The following is a 20,490-nucleotide window of genomic DNA, read 5'->3' on the forward strand; positions in this document are numbered from 1 at the left end:
AGTGAATAAATTGTGGCTTGGTATTAGCTCATTAGTGATTATCTTGTATGATCATGGCAGCACCGCGTTCAGCGATCATGATTGTTGGTGCGTTGGTGTTGCCACTTGGAATTTCAGGCATAACAGAGCAATCAATAACACGGAGTTTGTTGATACCATGAACTCGTAAGCGTAAATCAGTAACAGAGGTTGCTGCGTCTTTTCCCATACGGCAACTACCAACGGGGTGATAGACCGTTTTACAGAAATTACGTACAAACTCTTCTAATGCCGCATCATCATCGCGGACTTGTGCTGGTGGCATCAGTGTTTCTTTACTGACTGCTTGCAAAGCTTCTGATTCAAGAACTTGCAAACCGAATTTGACGGCACGCTTACAACCTTCCATATCTTCTGGAGAAGCTAAGTAGTTGGCATGAATTTTCAGAGGGGCTTGAGGATCTTGACTACGTAGCAGTAATTCCCCGCGTGATTTCGGCTGTAAATAGCCCACTTTTAAGGTAAATCCATGTGTAGCGGGAAGCGGCTCGCCAGGAACATCATCCCAACTATCGAGAATAGGTAAAAAATGGATTTGCACATCTGGGCGGCCTTGACCACAGCTATCGATAAATGCAGCGCCTTCGAGTACGTTCGAGGCTAATAAACCACTGCGAAAAGCGAGCCATTGAAATCCATGCTTCAAGGCATTAATCCCTTGATCTGCCCCGAAAAGGCTAATGGGATCTTTGGTTGTGACATTAATAGACATATGTAGATGGTCATGGAAATTCTTGCCAACAGGAAGATCCACGATAGTTTCAATACCGAGCGTACTAAGATGATCTTGTGGACCAATCCCTGATAACATTAATAACTTAGCGGAGCCCATTGCGCCGGCACAGATAATAACTTCTTTCTGTGCGAATGCTTCTATTTCATGACCATCGTTTCCTTGATAAGCCACTCCTACCGCTTCCCCATCACGAATAATGATACGGTTAACTTGTTTATTGAGTTTTACAGTGAGCTTATCGCTTTGAGCTACACTTTTGAGGTATGTTTTTGAAGTGCTGGCTCTCTCTCCATTTTTAGTCGTTGTTTGATAGAAACTGACCCCTTGTTGGCTTTCACCATTAAGGTCGCTGACATAGGGTAGGCCCTGTTCTTGGGCTGCCCGAATAAATGCCATGGAAAGAGGGTGACGATAACGATTTTCACTGACAGGCAGAGGGCCTGAGGTGCCGTGATAGCTATCAGATAAACTTTCATTTTGTTCTGCTTTTTTAAACCAAGGTAGAACGTCTTGATAGCTCCAGCCATCACAGCCATAGACTTGGGCCCAGTTATCATAGTCTTGTTTTTGGCCTCGAATATAAATCATGCCATTGACCGAGCTGCTACCGCCAAGGACTTTGCCTTGTGCTATCTGCATTTTTCGATTGTTTGCATGAGGTTCAGGCTCGGTTTCATAAGGCCAGCTCTTTTGAGCAATAATTTTGGCAACGCCCGCAGGCATACGGATATACAGATGATTGTCATTGCCGCCGGCTTCAAGGAGCAAAACCCGTGATTGTGTTTCTTTGATAAGGCGTGCGGCAATAACACATCCCGCAGAACCTGCTCCAACAATGATGTAATCATAATTGTTATTATTCATAGATTCCCCTGACGAAGTGACATTTTTGTCATCATTGAATTTCGTTTTATTAACAATAACTCTTTATTTTATTAACGTGTGAATAATATGATGTTTATGTGAGGTGGTTCAAATTGGCTACTCGGAAATGGCTTATTGAAGCTATTATTCTGTTGTTTTTTCTCATTAATGTAATTCTTAAAATTGTATTTCTCTTATTATCATTAATAAGTAAATGAATTTATTGGGGGAATTTTTCCATGATCTGATTGGCTCATTTTCATTCTATTCTTAGTTTAACGATCAGTAATACCCAGTATATTGAGGTCAACTTATTTAGCTCTAAAAAGAAATAAAAATGATTAAACGTTTAATAGTTATGTTAATCGTGATACCCGCGATATCATTTGCCAATTCATTGTCGGAACAATTTGCTCAGTTTCTGGAGCAACCTGATAAACCATTAAACTGTTTTGAAGCCGATTCTGCCTATCGTTATTGTTTAAAAAACCAGCCTAAACAGGGCGTAATTGTGATTGACCGGCAGGGGAATGAGGTTTACCAACCTTATTATTTTGATAATTGGCCTGATGAAGCTCAGGAGGGGGTTTATCGTATTCGACAGGGCGACAAAATTGGTTTTGCTGACGCAAAGACAGGAGATATTGTCATCGCCGCAGAATATGATTGTGCTTATCCATTTGAAAATGGTATCGCGAATGTGGGGATAGGCTGCAAAACTGAAACGGCTGGTGAACATAGCTGGTGGACTGGCGGTCAATGGAAATGGATTGATTTGAATGGTCGCACGGTAAAGCCCAATCACTAAATGATGATAGCGATGTTTATATTGCTTCTACGTAACAAATTGTTTTATTTTTGTCATTTCAATTAATATGATTAACTTATTGATAATAAATGTTTATTGTTAAGTAAATCACACTTCTGCGGTCTTTTTTCTTCTAATAAAACCATTCACAGTGAAAATTTGACCGCTTAATTTTGTATGTAACCGCTCACGCTTACTTTAGCCATTCTTAAATAGATATTTTCTACCATATAAACCATGGCAGAGCTCAAACTTTTTCTTAACACATGGTGATAACGGCTGCCAAAAACAGACTTAACTGCGACAACATTACGCTCTTTCAAATTAGTTTGTCCTTGATAAGTCAATAAAACACGAAAAAAGTACGTTTTACCTTAGAAGGGTGTTCTATGAACAAAAATGGTATTTTAAAGCACATTCCTTGGATGATACTGGGGATAATTGGTGCGATCTGTTTAGGGGTAGTCGCACTCAGACGTGGGGAGCACATTAGCGCATTATGGATAGTTGTGGCTTCCGTCGCTGTTTACCTTATAGCCTATCGTTATTACAGCTTATATATCGCCAAAAAAGTGATGAAGCTGGATGAAACGCGCGCGACACCCGCCGTGATTAATAATGATGGTTTGAACTATGTACCGACTAATAAAAACGTGTTATTTGGTCACCACTTTGCCGCTATTGCGGGGGCGGGGCCATTAGTAGGACCTGTATTAGCAGCCCAAGTCGGTTATTTACCCGGAACATTGTGGTTACTCGCTGGGGTGGTACTGGCGGGAGCGGTGCAAGATTTTATGGTGTTGTTCATCTCTTCACGCCGTAATGGTGCATCATTAGGGGAAATCGTCAAAGAAGAGCTTGGCCCAATTCCAGGGACGATTGCCCTTTTTGGCTGTTTCTTGATCATGATTATTATTCTTGCAGTATTAGCGCTGATTGTGGTTAAAGCATTGGCTGAAAGTCCATGGGGTGTATTTACTGTCTGTTCGACGGTTCCAATTGCACTGTTTATGGGGATATACATGCGCTATATCCGCCCCGGACGTGTCGGGGAAGTCTCAGTCATTGGTATTGCTTTGCTGATCTTATCTATCTGGTTTGGTGGAGTGATCGCGCATGACCCATATTGGGGACCTGCTCTCACCTTTAAAGATACGACCATTACTTATGTTTTAGTTGGTTATGCTTTTATTTCGGCTTTATTACCTGTTTGGTTGATCCTAGCTCCTCGTGATTATCTGGCTACTTTCCTGAAAATTGGGGTTATTGTTGGCTTGGCTATTGGGATCGTGATTTTAAATCCTGAATTGAAAATGCCAGCAGTGACACAATTCGTGGATGGTACAGGTCCTGTTTGGAAGGGTACGCTGTTCCCATTCCTGTTTATCACCATCGCATGTGGCGCAGTATCCGGCTTCCATGCTTTGATAGCATCTGGTACAACACCAAAACTACTGGCTAACGAAAAAGATGCGCGTTACATCGGTTATGGTGCGATGTTGATGGAATCATTTGTTGCGATTATGGCATTGGTTGCTGCTTCCATTATCGAACCAGGCCTTTATTTCGCCATGAATACACCGCCAGCTGCTTTAGGTATCACAATGCCTAATTTACATGAGCTTGGTGGTCCAGATGGTGCTGCAATTATGGCACAGCTGAAAGATGTGTCTGTGCATGCAGCTGCAACCGTCAGTTCATGGGGATTCGTCATTTCACCTGAGCAGATCATGCAAACGGCGAAAGATATCGGTGAGCCTTCTGTCCTGAACCGTGCTGGTGGTGCACCAACACTAGCGGTTGGTATCGCTTATGTATTCCATGAAATTATGCCTGCTGCCAATATGGGCTTCTGGTATCACTTTGGTATTCTCTTTGAAGCTTTATTTATCCTAACAGCGTTGGATGCGGGAACACGTTCAGGCCGCTTTATGCTACAAGATTTATTGGGTAACTTCGTTCCATTCCTGAAAAAAACCGACTCCTTAATTGCAGGTATTATTGGAACTGCGGGATGTGTTGGTCTATGGGGCTACCTATTATATCAAGGTGTTGTCGATCCATTAGGTGGCGTTAAGAGCCTATGGCCACTGTTCGGTATTTCGAACCAAATGTTGGCAGCGGTTGCTTTAGTCCTGAGTACTGTCGTTTTAATCAAGATGAAACGGAGTAAATATATCTATGTCACCGTATTGCCGGCGGTATGGTTATTGATTTGTACTACATGGGCATTAGGATTGAAACTATTCAGTGACAATCCTCAACTTGAAGGTTTCCTCTATCTTGCGAAATCGTATAAAGAGAAAATTGCTGCGGGTGGTGCTGATTTAACTGCACAGCAAATCACCGACATGAATCACATTATTATTAATAACTATACTAATGCGGGTCTAAGTATCCTGTTCTTAGTTGTCGTCTACGGTATTATTTTCTATGGTATCAGAACGGCAATGAAGGCATATAAAAACCCAGAACGTACCGATGCAGAAACACCTTATGTGCCAGTACCTAAAGAAGGTGTGAAAACATCATCACACTAATCTTTAGTCGATAAACGGTGCCCTGCATGGTGATAAACACGATGTAGGGCATTTGTATTGGAGTGATACTATGTTTGGAAATTTAGGCAAAACAGGTAAATACCTTGGGCAAGCCGCGCGTATGTTAGTGGGTATCCCTGATTATGATACTTATGTACAGCACATGGCAGACAATCATCCTGATAAGCCTGTCATGACGTACAAAGAGTTCTTTCGCGAACGCCAAGATGCGCGTTATGGTGGTAGCGGTAAAGGTGGATTTCGCTGCTGTTAATTGATGACATAATGAGGATAACAATGAAACCTATCTCTGTAACGATTTTAACGGGTTTTCTCGGCGCTGGAAAAACCACCTTATTACGTCATATTCTACAAGCTGATCATGGCCATAAAATCGCGGTCATTGAAAATGAGTTTGGTGAAGTACCGATTGATAATGCCATTATTGGTGATCGCGCAACACAAATCACCACATTGAGTAATGGTTGTATCTGTTGTAGCCGTTCCAATGAATTAGAAAATGCCTTATTAGATTTGTTAGATGCGTTAGATAATGGCAAGTTAGATTTTGATAGGTTAGTGATTGAATGCACAGGAATGGCGGATCCAGGTCCTATTACGCAAACTTTTTTTTCGCATGAAGCCTTATGCGAACGTTATCTGTTAGATGGTATTATTACTTTGGTCGATGCTCTTCATGCAGACAAGCAACTGAATGATTTTGCGATAGCACAAGCGCAAATCGGCTATGCAGATAGAATTCTACTCACCAAAACCGATATACAACCTCATCATGAAGCACTCATTGAACGCTTACAGCGTATTAACGCTCGTGCGCCAATTTACCCAGTGATCCATGGTGCTATCGACCTTGATTTATTATTTAATATTCAAGGTTTTTTATTAGACTCACAACTTCAAGTCAATCAGCCAACATTCCGATTTACGCCAAAACAGCAAAATGAAGTTGAGTCGATAGTGGTTGAATTTGATTATCCTGTAGAGTTAATGGCGGTATCACAGGTCATGGAAGAACTGTTACTCGGTTTTGCTGATAACTTATTGCGTTATAAAGGTATCTTATCGATTAAAGATGAACCTAAACGTTTACTATTCCAAGGGGTACAACGCCTTTATAGTGCTGATTGGGATAGAGAATGGGAAGTCGGAGAAGCGCGCAACAGCATACTGGTCTTTATTGGTATCCATTTGCCAGAAAAGGAAATTCGCGAAAAGTTTTCTCAACTTAACAAGGCTGAGAGTCAATAACGAAACCGTATTTAACATCCCTTCCCATTTAGGGAAGGGAAAATATCAGTCATAAGAAAAGAGTATTGCCGTTGATGAGGTGAAGTGACCTGCATTATAGAAAACGCCATCAATATTAGCTCGAAAATCAAGAGTGACATTTTGACCTCGCCCAACAATCGCTCCCGTTGAACCTCCAGTGTTGGTTTGATTGATGATTGGAGTGTTGTTGATAAAAAGTTGAATTGTTTTGCCATCGAGCTTTGGCATGTTGCCGAGGACGGAAACACGGACATTGGCAGTCGTGTCGCATTTTACAGAGCCAGTACCAATCGCTGTACTTGAAATAGGCTCTCCTGCTTTTACAATACCAAAATCAAGTGAATTAGGAACGGTCGCGCTACATGACAGATTGGCGGGGGTAACGACGCCACAAGTTGCATTTTGTGCAAGGACTGACACAGAGACTTTATTCTGCGGAACTGAGGCAAATCCAATACAAAGTGAGCCCCACTTTGTTGCAGGTGAAGACCAGATGAATCGATTTCCTTCGCTAATTTGATAGGTGCCACGACTTCCTTTAGCGTTGACATAACGCTGATAGGCTTCTTGATAAGTGATGTTGTTAGGAACCAATATCATGGATTGGTTTATCAACGCTGCCCTACCATTACAGAATCCACCTTGGTCACAGTCGGTACCCATATTTGAGGGACCTAACCCAGTTCTCGGGATTGGGCCAAAAAAACATTGAAGACTACCGCAAGAAATTGTGCCATTAGCCTCTCCAGATAAATCGATCCCCCAATCAAATCGAAGCTGAACTTGATTGCCAACCCTAACGATTTGATAAGGGCTCGCCCATGAAGATGCGGCGATAGCCGAAAAATTTATAAATAATAGGCTGATAAATAGTATAAATATTAAATATTGTTTTCTCTTTGTCATAACTAATATCTCATTAATATTTAATGAAATGACTCTATGAGGAAGATGTCATCTTATACTGAATTAATTGTAATCAAGTTCAAAAGTTGCCGTTGCAATAAAATCGCCTAATAGCAGTGATTTATTTGATAGTGCTTCAGGGTCTATTTGAATAAAAGCCTGTAGTGCTAACGAATTATTTTTAGTTAATATCCTATTCGTGTGGCTTCCTTTGTTTATAGGAATTAAATCACCACTTTGTGATTCTATACCAAGTGCAATTCCTCTCGCCGAACTTGATGGTGTAAGGGCAATTAATCCTGGGGATATTGAACTTTCTGTACCACTGAATTTAATCGTAACGCTTTTACTTAATTCTAAGTCGCAATTAATTAAGCGTATTTTAAAAGGGATGCCTTTTGTTCTTGTGTATGTGTACAAATATTGATTAACGACAGTACCAAAATCAATTTCAATATTTTCATCACCAGGGAAAATATCGCAAGCATCTTCAATAAGCTGACCATCAAAATTAATATTAGTAGCAAAGCTGGGCGCTGCCATTGCGAAAAATAGGAGGCCTAAAATAGTATTAAACGGGATCATGATTTTTCCTATTGAAAATCGATAGTTAAATAACCCGAAGCCGTAAACTCATCAGCAATCAGATTGGTATTAGCGAGCTTTACAGGGACAGCCGAAATAATAGGTGGTGCATTAATATTAATAGAGAAAGGCTTATTTAAAGGTTGTGGTACACCATCAACCTGTATTTGGATCCCTATCTTTCCATTATTTTTAAGGGTTTGAGTATAAAGTGTTGAGTCATCAAATCCTCGGCCAGCTAAATTACCACTGAAGGTTAATTTAACATCCCATAATGGATGCGTATTTTTATTACAATTAAGTGTAAATGGAATTTGTCTACGAAAAGCATCGCCATCAATTTTTTGGATCCCAATTTTACCAAATGACACTTGCAATGGATTTTCTTCAGCAAGTTGACATATTGGCGGAATAATCAAATTACCGGTAAATTCCCAATTGGCGAGTACAATCAGTGGGAATGATGCCGTTATCATTATCAAGGTTAATAAGGTTGTTTTTTTCATAATAACCTCATTGATATTCAATTTGAAGCATAGCTGTAGCCGAAAATTGGCCACCATCGGTATCACTAAAGTTCGCACTCATATCCTTTATTGGAGCAACTTCAATGTTAGGAAGGTGATTATAGTTAAAATCGAGTAATGTATTGATTGGCTGCTGAATGCTATCAATATAAAATACAATCCCAATCTTACTATTAGAGGTGCTCAACCCACCATAACTATTGAAGCGGGTTGGGTTACCAATCACTTTTAATTTTAAATTGTTTTTTAATATGTTATGGCATGTTAATTCAAAAGGAATCGTTTGTTTATAATTGGCACCATTTAACCTTGTTAATAAAACATCACCGAAGCTAACGGATTTTTGGGAATTAGTATTTAATAGACACTCGGGGGATTCTATTTTTAAATTTCCTTTAATAGTAAGGTTGTAAGATGCCGCATAACTATTCGAAATTAATAACCCCAAAAATAAAAGGTAAATAATGCGTTTTGGGTAAAGTATCATTGTGTTTTCCTTATTGATAATCGATGGACATAACAACTGTTCCATTGAAAGTTCCATTACGCTGTAGTGAGACTCCACTAGGTTTGATTGGAACAGCGAATAACACAGGGGGTTGATTTCCATAGATGAAATTAATAGCAGCGTTATTGTTTAGCGGTTTATTTTCGTTATAAATAGCTAAACCCAAATTGGGGATACTCGTTAAGACGACTGATTTTCCATCCATGATTGCACTTGATGGCCAAAATAATGTCATTTTAAATGAGTTAATGAGAACCTGTTTACAGGTTAAATCAAAATTAATGCGCGTTTTTTTATAATCAGTACCATCAATTAATGTTTCATATATATCACCGATATCTGTGATGCTATTAATGACACTGCATTCTGGCTCTTGACTCACGACAATTGAAAAATGAAGCGCTTGTTGCTCAGCAGACGTTATCGCTGAAAATACAGGGAATAATAAAAAAAAAGTGACTAATGCAATAATAATTCTTTGATGAAAATATCGCATGTTTCCTCCTAATCACTATCGAACGCTCATTGAGCGAAAATACAAACCTTCAGTATTGTGAGAACTATAGCCAGTGCAGGAAATATGAACGGCTTACCGCGTTCATAAAAAACGCCTTGCAACTGAGTATGGTATTAATTTCCTTCACTATTCTTATCGGGAATAACGTTGCATTGCGTGTTTTGGCAATTAAATATCAAGGTGGGGCGGCCACCGTAATCATTGATATAGGTTAAAACAGGTGTATCCCCTAATGCTTTAATTGTTAAATTGAGAGGAGCCGAACTTTTAGGCTCAATCATAATGGGTTCAAAATTTGCTATTGATTGACCCTTTTTACGGGAGCTCGCATCGACAATGGTAATAAAAAAAGACGTCGGATTATTGACAATATATTGGCCATCTTGACGTGTTAAGGTTAGTTTTTCTTGCCATGGTTCGCTCATTGCTCCATTTGTTGGGATAATACTTGTTGGGCGATAAAACAGTTTTATACGCGTTTGTAATGCAAGTTGAAGCGTGTTTGGTTTATCACTTTTTGGTGGGATCTCACGCAAATTAAAATAAAATACAGACTCGCGGTCTAAGGGTAAATTTTTGATACTAGGTGGAAGCGCAAGTATTTTTATCTGACTTATTGTGCCTGCTTCTAGCCGTTGCACTGGGGGAATCACTGTAAAGGGAAGGTTGGTTTTATTTCCACTGCCATCTTCTAGCCAAGCTTGAGCTAAATAAGGTAATTGTTTATTTTCATTGCTAATATTTAATGAAATAGACTTGTCGTCACTCGTGATAATAGCACGAGTACGATCCAGTGCGATTGCAGCTTGTGCAGTTGAAAAATTGACGGATATTATCGTCGTTAAAAGCGTGCTAATTAAGTGGTGTCGATGTAAATATTGATTTTTTACTGTTTTAATAAGTAACTTTTTCATATCAAATCTCTTTATTAATAAATTTCTAATCATTGTTATTTGCTTAAAATAGGTATTCTTTTTAACGCGCTACTTTGTTAGCCAGCGTGTTGGTTTAATTGATTTGGGGCTAATTGGCATTGGCGAGACTTCCAAATACTTTTCTAATGGTGGTGGTGGCTGATTTTCGCTCACACAAGGTAATAACCAGTTGGTCATCAAAACGCTTTCATCGGGAAAGGTTTCTGGTAAGTGTATTTGGCATTGAACGCTGCCATTCCATGTGACATCTAATGTGTCACTAGCTTTTAAGCCAGTTAAGTAGATGCTCCCGTCATCGGAAATGATCCCAACTTGTTTTTTTCGCGTATTAGTTACGGTGGAACCGAATGGAGGAAAGCTATTATCTGCTAAGCGAATTATTGCCATTGCATTCGTGCCAGAGACCACTTCAAATTGGCGATATCCAATCGCTCCTTCCGTCAGTGTCGCTTGTTTGATGGATTGGCTAATCGCCGCGGTATCTGGCAATTTATTGACATCAATACGTACTTGATTGCGGTAGTAGCTATTGATGTCATTAATAACTGCATAACCAAAGGAATTGGTGTTAACGACTGCACCAAATCCTTGTATCGGTATATTTTCTACACCATCGGTTGAAACTAGGATGCGAGCACCGCCCATTTGATTAATACGATGTAATGCAACACCTTCTTTAGTGGCAGTGAGACCACCATTAATACTCAGTGCAGCGGAACGATAGCGGTTATATTGATAGCTAGTATTGGTGCTGATTGCTGCATAGCTGCCATCATAATTATATGAACCGCCAATCGATGTGCCATCGCGGTTTATGCCTGAATTAAGGCTGTAATGACTGCTTTGATCTAATCGACTGTAATAATTGGCTTGATTCGAAGTATCATTTTTATTCCAATTGCTACTTAATGAAATGGTTTTTGATTCACCCCAAGGAATTGATAAAGAAAAGTACGTGCCATAATCATTTTGCTGATCAGCGCGATTATAAAATTCAGTCATATTTAAACTTAAGTTTTTAAAAGACCCTAAATCAAAATATTTTGCCAATGATAAACTATAGCGATCACTGTTTGGCTTATTCCAATAGGATTGGTGATAGAAATTTAAATAAGCGCTTAAACCCAGCGTGGTTAGCTGTTGGTTATACGAAATGGTGTACATCTCTTTACTATTAAATTGACGAATACCACTGGTTTGAGCATCAAGGTATTCCGACATGCTCATAAAACCTTCTTCCGAAAATCGATAACCAGCAAACGTCACTTGGCTATTTGCCTCATCAAAGCGCTTTGAATAACTTAATCGATAAGAACTACCTTGATATATTCTGTCTCCAATATCATACATATTGGTTAGACTGGCTCTAGAATGAGTGACATCAAAGGAGAGGGCGCCAAATATCGTTAGGTCACGGCCAACGCCTAAGGCGGCTGAGAGGTAGTTATTAGCGGTGACACTGCCGCCGTACAATGACCAGTTATTGTTTATTCCCCACGAAAATTCACCACTCGCAAAGATATCGCTATTGATCCGATGCTGATAATCAGAGGTTTTGCCCGCAGCAAGTTTATAACGAATTTGCCCCGGACGAGTTAAATAAGGCACAGTAGCAGTTGAAAGGGTAAAAGTTTGCGTACTGCCATCCTGTTCTTGAACCGTTACTCGTATCTCTCCTGAGAGCGCATCATTTAAATCTTGAATTCGAAAAGGCCCTGCGGGAACTTGGGTTTGATAAATAATATGACCTTGTTGGCTAACAATGACAGTTGCATTGGTTTTCGCGACACCAGTGATTTCGGGCGCATAACCTCGAAGATTTGGCGGTAACATATTATCGTCGGTAATAAGGCTAAATCCGCTAAAGCGGAAACTATCAAAAATGTCAGAAGTAAAGTAGTTTTCACCTAGTGTTAACTTTGCGCCAAGTGATTTAATTGCTCGGTAACTGTAATAACGGCTCAAATCAAAATCATTTTGCTGCTGTTGTCCTTGCGTTTTATTAATACGGCTTTGCCAATCAACACGAAAACGCCAAGCGCCAGTATTAAATCCCGTGATGCCGGTAGTATTAATACTGTAGGTCGTATTATTGGTTTTATGTGTTTGTTGATTAATTTGGGAAGTTAGATTGTAATCAAATAAGTAACCTGAAATTCCCTCTTCCCAGCGTGAAGGTGGATCCCAATTATCTGCCGTATATTCAAGATAGGCCTGTGGTACACTGATATAAAAGGCGGATTTAGGCAGATCGGCTCGGGCTTCCATACCCGGCAGGCTCTTTAAATTTAAACACTGATTATCGTGCCACCATGTTAATGCATCATTATATTCAGCCTTTAAACCCAGTTGCTTAACGATTTCCGGCGATACGCAAGCGGTAGACTCATCATTATTGTTCGGATCAAGATAAAAAAAGACTGTCTCATCATTAAAGGAGCTATTATTGATATAAATAGTGAAGCTGTATTCTCCTGGCATTAAATAACCAGGTTTTGAAAACTGTGCTAAGTTAATGTTAGCTCGATCATTTATATCAAGCATATTACTGTTGAATTCAATTTCATTTAACTGCGTGCTCATTGAGAATGAAGATAATAACAGTAAGGGTATAATTATTGTCTTTATGTTAAGCCAGGTCGTAATGTACGGTTGAATAGCGACCATAATATGTTTCCCCTAATGTCAATGTGTTGCTAATAAATTAAAATTGAAGATACTGTTATTTTTCTTTTTTATTTATATTTTAGTCATAGTCGACTTTAAATCGAATTTGAGTGTAATATAGCTCTGACGGTAAATTCTCTTCACGATTAATCAATGTTAATTGGTAGTTTAAGTTTATAATGCCTTGAGTGATATCTTGTGTTGGTATAGGAACATCAGGAATAATAATACGGTTAAATTGGTCATTAAGTCTTAGTGCAATTCCGCCTGAACCGCCATAATCTTTAACCAATGTTTTATCTTGAGTGTTCTCAAACGTAATGTGAAAATATTTCCAACCTAGCTTATTAATATCATTCGAGGTAGTGCGCTCAATTGAACAATTGATTAGACGAATGGTAAATTTATGAGGGGAACTCTCTCCATTACGTCTAATTTGAGTCAATGGAAGAGTTCCTATATCAATAGTTTGATCTCGGCTGCTCATATCAATTGAACATGCTGTTTCTACAATACTTCCACCAATTTTAATGGGAGTAACGGCTGTACTCATATTTGCAGTACCTATGAGCAGAAAGCTACCGAAGAGCAGAAAGCTACCGAAAAAAACATTCATTGATTTCAACATTCGCCCTCTGTCTAAATTAATTCCCACTTATTTTTCTTAATTATTCACTGTCAGTGGAAAGAGTGTGTTATTCGTAGTTGAGTGTGAAATCTGCAACCGATGAGAATTCACCTACAGTTATCGTGTCGATATCACCGCCATTCCCCACCAGATAGGCCGAAAATTGTAGGGTATTATTATTATTTTGGATCTTTTGGAATGGAGTGGGTTGCCCTAACGTGATCACGCCAGCACTGCCATTAGCAATTTGAATACCAGCCCCTGACCCTGTACCAACAATTCCTAATGTTTTATTGGTTGTATCAAAACTGGCTGCTGCCCCACTAAAGGTTAATTGCACCCCTTTAGTTAATTTTGATACATCACAGTTTTCTAATAATATTTCAAACGGTCGCGGAGTTGATTTACCGCCAATGACTAATGCCATATTTGAAATTTGACCCAGTTCGATAATCTCTTTAGTCTCTGGAGAAATAGAGCAAGGTGCATCAATAATGGAGCCTTTAAATTTAATTTGGCCATGCCCCTGATCGCGTAGCGCATAAACATTTCCAACCGCAGAGACAGACAATAATAAAATCGGTAAAATAAATTTTAATTTCATAAGAATCTCCTTTAAAAAAGTAGGTTATTATTAGAAAGTCGCAGAATTTAACCCCACAGTATTGATATTACTGTAAAGGAAGCGTCATGAGACTGATTGTTATTTTTGTTTGAATAAAGTTCTATCCGAATAAAATCGGTGAACTGGAGGTTGGACTGCTATCATTATTGACCTTATTGAAAACGGATGTACTTAGCACCTTATTTAAATCAATGTATTTTTCAATAGAGGCTATATTTATTTCTTCAATAAGTAATAAGTTAAACTCATCGATAGTAATATCGATTTTATCTAATAATAGCAGTAGTAAGCATACATTTATGCGGTTACTTCCACATTCATAACGCGGCATTTGTTGTTGGCTTAAATTAACTAATTTTCCAAATTGTCCCGCCGTGAGTCCTTGGCTTTTTCTTATCCTTTTTAATGTTCTTCCAATAGCTAATGAGATAAATGAAAAAAAATCATTTATATTAATATCTTCACTCTTTTTCATTGATTCTTCCCCTTGTTGGATAAAGTAAAAATATTCAACATAATGAATATTTATTTAAGAGTTTATTTCTATACGATTTATTCTTTGTAAGTTTTATTTAAATGTGCTGATTTTAAGCAAATATAAAACGTATTTTTTTTAAGATCAAACCTTCTATAAATAGCAATTATTTTATTTTTATAAAAAACTCTCAACTGGAGTAACTAAGGAATTTATTAAAGGATAATAAAATCAATGTATTCATCCTTTGTGGCATACTTTTGTTGGTAAATATCTAGCATAAAATGCTAAAAATACAGACTAAATGAAGCAATTAAAGATAAAATATCAAAATAATTAAAAACTCATACTTTCTATTTTTTCCGTTACCATTCGCAACACTCTCATGTTAATTTGTATCTATTATTGTCTATTTGTAATGAATTATTGATTACTCACAATAAAATAGATTATTTATCAGCGAGATAAAAAAATCAGTCTATTAACCATACAATTTATATGTCTTAGAAAATGTAATAAATATTAGAAATCAACCATTTGATTATAAGTTGAATCTGTTTTAATTACCTACTTTTTATAGGTGAATAGATATTTAAAAAGGAATGGCATTATCATTAATCATTGTGGGTTAGCAGCAAAGCAAATTAAAAAACAATTATTTTTTATAACCTGCATTGCTTATTTTTTGCTATTGTTTGTTTTTCAGGTGACATAAAAAAACAGACAACATCTACAGTTATCTGTTTTTTTGACTTACTTAGGATTAACGGGCTTTGGCTGCCATGATTTCAATAATTTGCACATCGGTATGGCGCATTGAGCCTGTCGCTAGCGAACATAAATTTGCTATCGATTGATCGACATCATCGGAAACAATGCCATCAGAGCCTCTTACACAGCTGTTGTCGAGCGCCATTAAAACGGCTTTGTAGGCCGCACTTGCACTTGTTGAAACTTTCATGGCACAACTATTCGATGCACCATCACAAATCATACCGCTGACATCACCGATCATGCTGCATATTGCCATTGCGACGACTTCATAGCGTGATTCTAGCAACCATGCGATACCTGCGGCGGCACCCATCGCGGCAGTTGTCGCAGCACATAATGCGGAAAGGGCAGGTAATTGATTATGAATATAGATAGCCATTAAATGGGATAGCATTAATGCTCTAGCTAATTGTTCTTCTGTTGAATGCAAATAATCTGCCGTGACAACAACGGGCATGGTGGCAGCAATCCCTTGGTTGCCTGAACCTGAGTTACTCATCGCGGGCAATATCGCCCCTCCCATGCGAGCATCAGATGCTGCGGATGTCCGTATCATAATTTCAGATAAAAGATCTTTTGATAGTAATCCACGATCACGTTGAGCTTGGAGTGTTTTTCCTATGTGCAAGCCATAGACATGACGTAACCCTTCTTGCGAGAGTGCATCATTTAACTGTGCAGCTTCTAAAATAAAGCGAATATCTTCAAATGGGGCTTGGGTTGCGAATTGATAAACGGCTTTTGCGGTCACCTCAGGGAGTGCGACATCGGCAGCACAATCAACAGGAGAAGTGTTTAATGGTGCTTTTTGGTTGATATCAAAAATGACATCATTATTAACCATCATCTTTACGAGGTTGGTGTGTGACCCTGCAATAATCGCTGTTGCAGAACCTTTGTCAGTAAACACTGTCGCTTCTGAATAGATGACATCATCACAAGGTTGTTTAATATTCACAGTCACTAGGCCTTGTTCGAGCATGTTTTTACTCGACTCAATAGCCGAAGTTGACGCTGACTTTAATACCTCAAGTCCGGCATCCGCATCGCCACCAAGAGCGCCTAATGCCGCAGCAATAGGCAGACCCACCATACCTGTTCCTGGCACAGTTACACCCATCCCATTTTTCATTAGGTTCGGTGAGACTAATGCGGTGACTCGAAGAATATCACCTTCAATACAAGAGGCTGCTTTTGCTGCCGCGAGTGCTAATGAAATGGGTTCGGTGCAACCTAAAGCAGGTTTAACTTCTTGTTTGACTGCATTGATAAAGTACTGCCAAAGAAGTGGCTGGGCTTGAGTTTGCATCGTAAATTCCCCTTCAAGAACATCGTATTAATAAGGGTATTTTAAATAATTATGAGGAGAAAATTTTCATTATGTTAGGGGGGAAGTTTAAATTTTATAGAAATATTTTCTGTTAATTCAGTTAAAAGTAGAAAGTATTTTTAAGTTTGACCTTTATCACAAAGTCTCCTGCCTAAATATTTAGGCAGGAGTAAGGTGACGTTAATCTCAACTTTCGAGGTCGAGTCGTTTATTTTGCCATCGCCGAGAACGCCAACGCCATGCATTGGTTAAACCACGTAACCACTCATCAGCAAAGAAGCCGATCCAAATACCCAGTAAGCCCATTTCCATTTTAATACCAAGAAAATAGCCTAGTGGAATCGCAACTCCCCACATAAAAATAATGGCGGTACACAGTGGGAAACGCGCATCACCTGACGCTCTTAATGCGTTAACCATAACAATATTGATGGTACGACCCGGTTCTAAAAAGACTGAGAGTAAGAACAGAGGCAGTAACACATGGATAATACTTTGATCTTCAGTTAAATTATCAAGAATAGGGTCTCGGAATAACCAGAAGAAAAAGACTACGCCAATCGTGACATAAAAGCCCATTTTGAGGCTTTTCAGCCCGCGTTTGTAAGCATCATCGAAACGTTTAGCACCAACAAGGTGCCCCACCATAATTTCATTACCTATACTGATTGAAATACCAAATAGCATAATAAAAAGTGAGAGTTGGAAATAAAGTGTTTGTGCCGCTAGCGATGTTTCGCCCATTAAACCGATAAACGCAGATGCGGTCATAAAATGTAGGATCCACACTAAGTTTTCGCCGGCAGATGGCAAGCCAATATGCAGGATTTTTCCTAACATATTACGTGACCAGCGTATCAGTAATTGTGGGGAGAACTTAATTCTTAGCCCATAAAATAATAAGCAAAATAGCAGTATAACAGCCACAACCCGCCCTACGACGGTTGACCAGGCGACGCCTTCAAGGCCATATTGAGGTAGGCCAAAAAAGCCATAAAGAACAATCATGTTACCAAATACAGTGATGACGTTAGCTATCAGTGTTACCCACATTGCAGGTTGAGCTTTGCCATAGACGCGCAAACAAGCCGCAAGAATAATGGATATCGCTTCAGGGATTAAACAGATTCCTAGAATATGTAAGTATGCATAACCATCTTGCATAAGATGAGATGGTGTATTCATGATGCTAAGAATTTTATAACCAAAAAAGAGTGCAATCAGGGCACTGGAAAAACCTAATAAAAAGTTGAAAGCGATAGAGATGTGGATAGCTTGGCTGGCTTTTTCACGTCGCCCAGCCCCTAAATATTGCGCGATAACAACACTACACCCCACACTGATAAAGTTAAAAATGGTGATAAACAGATCAAATACCTGATTTCCCACCCCCATTGCCGCTAGGTAGGCTGTTGAAACATGGCTCACCATATAGGTGTTGATGAGTAATGTGGCCAAATGAAGAAAAATATCAATAAATATTGGCCAACTGAGAGAAAAGAGTGATCTCTCAGTGACATCAGATTGATGCATTAAGAACCTTCAAAATAATTTAAAAAGTGATATACCAGAAAAGTAGGCTGATTCTACCCGCATTTATGTTGAGTTAATAGAGTTTAAATACGCTTATTTAAAAGGAAGTTAATCTTTTGTTTAATAATGATGATTCTGCTAATTTATTCTAGATTGATATTCATTTTATCAATGCAAAAAACAACATCAGCATAGTAAAGGAGTCACAATGACAAAAATTAAAGCCGCAATAGTGGGATACGGCAATATTGGCCGCTATGCACTCGAAGCGGTATTGGCAGCTGAAGATTTTGAACTTGTTGGCGTAGTTCGTCGAAATGGACAAGATATCCCAGCAGAGTTAGTAGGGCATACTGTTGTCGATGATATTGAAAAATTAGGCAAAGTAGATGTTGCGCTGCTGTGCTCTCCGACTCGTGTAATTGGTGATTTAGCGGAGAAAATCTTAAATCTGGGGATTAATACGGTTGATAGCTTTGATGTCCATTCAGAGATCGTGGCATTAAAAAAACGTTTAGATAAGGCTGCTAAACAACGCGATAGCGTTGCCATTGTTTCTGCTGGTTGGGATCCTGGTTCTGACTCCATTATGCGTGCCTTAATGTTAGCGATGGCACCAAAAGGCGTTACTTATACTAACTTTGGCCCAGGAATGAGCATGGGGCACAGTGTTGCAGCAAAAGCGATTGATGGGGTGAAGGATGCCTTATCGGTCACCATTCCACTGGGTACCGGAGTGCATCGCCGCATGGTTTATGTGGAACTCGCTGCAAATGCAAATTTTGATGAAGTGGCTAAAGCCATTAAAGCGGATAGCTATTTTGCTTCCGATGAAACACATATTCGCCAAGTGGATAGTGTAGATGCACTAAAAGACGTTGGTCATGGTGTACATATGACGCATAAAGGTGTTTCTGGCGCGACACACAATCAACTATTTGAATACTCAATGCGTATTAATAATCCAGCATTAACTTCTCAGTTTATGGTTTCCGCAGCACGAGCAACGATGAAGCAATCACCAGGGGCATATACTGTGATTGAAATTCCACCAGTGAATTTCTTACAAGGTGATCTTGATAATTTGATTGCTAAGTTAGTGTAATCACTGGATGGCATGATTGTAATGAATGCACTCATGCCAGTTCCGTTGATACGCGTTATACTTCAAATGTCGCATCGTATTAAGAAAGCTCGTTATATTCTTCTTTATCCGCAACGATGTTGTCATTTACCTTATTAGTGGATAGTTTATGGGATGATTGACGTTGTCTCAATGAGGTCAGCTAGATAGTTTGAGATAAAAAAGGACTTTATCATGGCTAAAAATTCAAAAAGAAAAAATAATATCACCACAGAGACAAAAACATTCTTTTCAGCAAAAAGCACCCCACAAACAGTTGTAGAAAATAAACATGCATTTAGTGTATTGCGTTTTTTGTCAAAAATAATAAGCGTGTGTTTTTCTCTTTTTTATGTTGGTTTTATTTTTTCTGTTTGGTTTTTTCCTGAATATTATGATGTTGCTTTAATTTATAACTTAACGCTGATCCTTATCTTCGAGTTTATTTTAGTACACTCGGGTGTTTTTATGTCAATAACCAATAATATCAAGGTGTTGATAGGGTTTGCATTATTATATGGACTGTTTGCTTTTGCGTTTAATTACTCCGTGCTTGGTGATTCGCCGCTGATCCTTTATTTATATAGTTTCACCATATTAAATCGCATATTATACGGTTTTAGTAGCCGAACTGATGAAGAGCGTAAAGAGAATTTGGGGAATTCCGCTATGATGGCGGTAAATTTTATGTTTTGCATCGTTCTGGTAGTCATCGTGTCTTCGCTAGTCCCTTATGGTGGACTGACGCCCAATTATTTATCGTCAATCGACTACTATAATACAATCCCACACGGTGGAGAATTTCCTGAAAAACCACACGTTGCCTTTGCTTTTGGTGTTTTATATTTTGGTTTACCTGTCGTGTTACCACTATTTTTTAAACTATTAAGTAAAAAATAGGCTAATGTCTAATTAGGTAATAATCTTCATATGCCACAAGGCCAACAGGGTAAAATAAATAAAAAAGCACCTACCGAAGTAGGTGCCCTGGTGTTGACAAAGTCTCATTGTGATTAAAGCGGCTTAATAATTATGATTGATGAACGTTATTTGCTTGCAGCCTATGCTTATATTGTTTTG

The 20,490-nt window shown here is 38.8% G+C and carries 19 protein-coding genes; 6 read left to right on the top strand and 13 right to left on the bottom strand.

Translation table 11 applies throughout. The features are described from left to right. Positions 1-31: 31 nt before the first annotated feature. Positions 32-1,639 carry a GMC family oxidoreductase gene (locus ACWPW6_RS05170; RefSeq protein WP_154622259.1) on the bottom strand — a complete coding sequence of 536 codons (1,608 nt, stop codon included), beginning with the start codon at positions 1,637-1,639 and terminating at the stop codon, positions 32-34. A 337-nt stretch (positions 1,640-1,976) separates the two neighbouring features. On the opposite strand from ACWPW6_RS05170, the gene ACWPW6_RS05175 reads away from it, so the two are divergent. From ACWPW6_RS05175 to yjiA, 4 genes are all read left to right on the top strand, one after another. Then, positions 1,977-2,447, top strand: a complete 471-nt coding sequence (locus tag ACWPW6_RS05175) for a WG repeat-containing protein (RefSeq protein WP_247047487.1) — start codon at positions 1,977-1,979, stop codon at positions 2,445-2,447. A gap of 389 nt (positions 2,448-2,836) precedes the next feature. Next, complete coding sequence (locus ACWPW6_RS05180; RefSeq protein WP_154622261.1) at positions 2,837-4,987, top strand: carbon starvation CstA family protein; 2,151 nt, start codon at positions 2,837-2,839, stop codon at positions 4,985-4,987. 70 nt (positions 4,988-5,057) lie between these two features. Next, complete coding sequence (locus tag ACWPW6_RS05185) at positions 5,058-5,261, top strand: YbdD/YjiX family protein (protein WP_154622262.1); 204 nt, start codon at positions 5,058-5,060, stop codon at positions 5,259-5,261. Between the two features lie 23 nt (positions 5,262-5,284). Continuing rightward, positions 5,285-6,256, top strand: a complete 972-nt coding sequence (gene yjiA, locus ACWPW6_RS05190) for a GTPase (RefSeq protein ID WP_154622263.1) — start codon at positions 5,285-5,287, stop codon at positions 6,254-6,256. Positions 6,257-6,301: 45 nt separating this feature from the next. Here yjiA and ACWPW6_RS05195 read toward each other — a convergent pair whose 3' ends face one another. The 12 genes from ACWPW6_RS05195 to ACWPW6_RS05250 form a co-directional block, all read right to left on the bottom strand. Beyond that, positions 6,302-7,183, bottom strand: coding sequence for a hypothetical protein (locus ACWPW6_RS05195; protein WP_154635726.1), 882 nt, complete (start codon positions 7,181-7,183; stop codon positions 6,302-6,304). 63 nt (positions 7,184-7,246) lie between these two features. Then, positions 7,247-7,768, bottom strand: a complete 522-nt coding sequence (locus ACWPW6_RS05200; RefSeq protein ID WP_247047858.1) for a fimbrial protein — start codon at positions 7,766-7,768, stop codon at positions 7,247-7,249. An 8-nt stretch (positions 7,769-7,776) separates the two neighbouring features. Further along, positions 7,777-8,274, bottom strand: a complete 498-nt coding sequence (locus ACWPW6_RS05205; protein ID WP_163860818.1) for a fimbrial protein — start codon at positions 8,272-8,274, stop codon at positions 7,777-7,779. 7 nt (positions 8,275-8,281) lie between these two features. After that, a complete protein-coding gene (locus ACWPW6_RS05210) occupies positions 8,282-8,827 on the bottom strand; it encodes a fimbrial protein (protein ID WP_231131787.1) in 546 nt (181 codons plus the stop codon). Next, the gene (locus tag ACWPW6_RS05215; protein ID WP_250000137.1) at positions 8,793-9,299 is read right to left on the bottom strand and encodes a fimbrial protein; all 507 of its coding nucleotides are present in this window, start codon (positions 9,297-9,299) and stop codon (positions 8,793-8,795) included. Before ACWPW6_RS05215 ends, ACWPW6_RS05210 begins: the two co-directional genes overlap by 35 nt. Positions 9,300-9,433: 134 nt before the next feature. After that, positions 9,434-10,234, bottom strand: coding sequence for a fimbria/pilus periplasmic chaperone (locus tag ACWPW6_RS05220; protein ID WP_154623898.1), 801 nt, complete (start codon positions 10,232-10,234; stop codon positions 9,434-9,436). 69 nt (positions 10,235-10,303) lie between these two features. Next, positions 10,304-12,922 carry an outer membrane usher protein gene (locus tag ACWPW6_RS05225; protein ID WP_154623897.1) on the bottom strand — a complete coding sequence of 873 codons (2,619 nt, stop codon included), beginning with the start codon at positions 12,920-12,922 and terminating at the stop codon, positions 10,304-10,306. Positions 12,923-13,001: 79 nt separating this feature from the next. Then, positions 13,002-13,550, bottom strand: coding sequence for a fimbrial protein (locus ACWPW6_RS05230; protein ID WP_250000140.1), 549 nt, complete (start codon positions 13,548-13,550; stop codon positions 13,002-13,004). A 67-nt stretch (positions 13,551-13,617) separates the two neighbouring features. Next, positions 13,618-14,154, bottom strand: a complete 537-nt coding sequence (locus ACWPW6_RS05235; RefSeq protein ID WP_250000141.1) for a fimbrial protein — start codon at positions 14,152-14,154, stop codon at positions 13,618-13,620. A 121-nt stretch (positions 14,155-14,275) separates the two neighbouring features. Then, entirely contained in the window at positions 14,276-14,650 is a 375-nt protein-coding gene (locus ACWPW6_RS05240; RefSeq protein ID WP_250000143.1) for a helix-turn-helix domain-containing protein, read from the bottom strand. 763 nt (positions 14,651-15,413) lie between these two features. Then, entirely contained in the window at positions 15,414-16,733 is a 1,320-nt protein-coding gene (locus tag ACWPW6_RS05245) for an L-cysteine desulfidase family protein (RefSeq protein WP_247047652.1), read from the bottom strand. 207 nt (positions 16,734-16,940) lie between these two features. After that, positions 16,941-18,287: an MATE family efflux transporter gene (locus ACWPW6_RS05250; RefSeq protein WP_154623573.1), complete on the bottom strand. Its 1,347-nt coding sequence runs from the start codon at positions 18,285-18,287 to the stop codon at positions 16,941-16,943. A 208-nt stretch (positions 18,288-18,495) separates the two neighbouring features. On the opposite strand from ACWPW6_RS05250, the gene ACWPW6_RS05255 reads away from it, so the two are divergent. Both ACWPW6_RS05255 and ACWPW6_RS05260 read left to right on the top strand, forming a co-directional pair. Beyond that, on the top strand, positions 18,496-19,392 hold the full coding sequence (locus ACWPW6_RS05255; RefSeq protein WP_163860824.1) for a diaminopimelate dehydrogenase: 897 nt from the start codon (positions 18,496-18,498) through the stop codon (positions 19,390-19,392). Between the two features lie 213 nt (positions 19,393-19,605). Further along, a complete protein-coding gene (locus ACWPW6_RS05260; RefSeq protein ID WP_195848170.1) occupies positions 19,606-20,310 on the top strand; it encodes a hypothetical protein in 705 nt (234 codons plus the stop codon). Positions 20,311-20,490: the final 180 nt, after the last annotated feature.

Source organism: Providencia sp. Marseille-Q8014 (assembly GCF_965112055.1).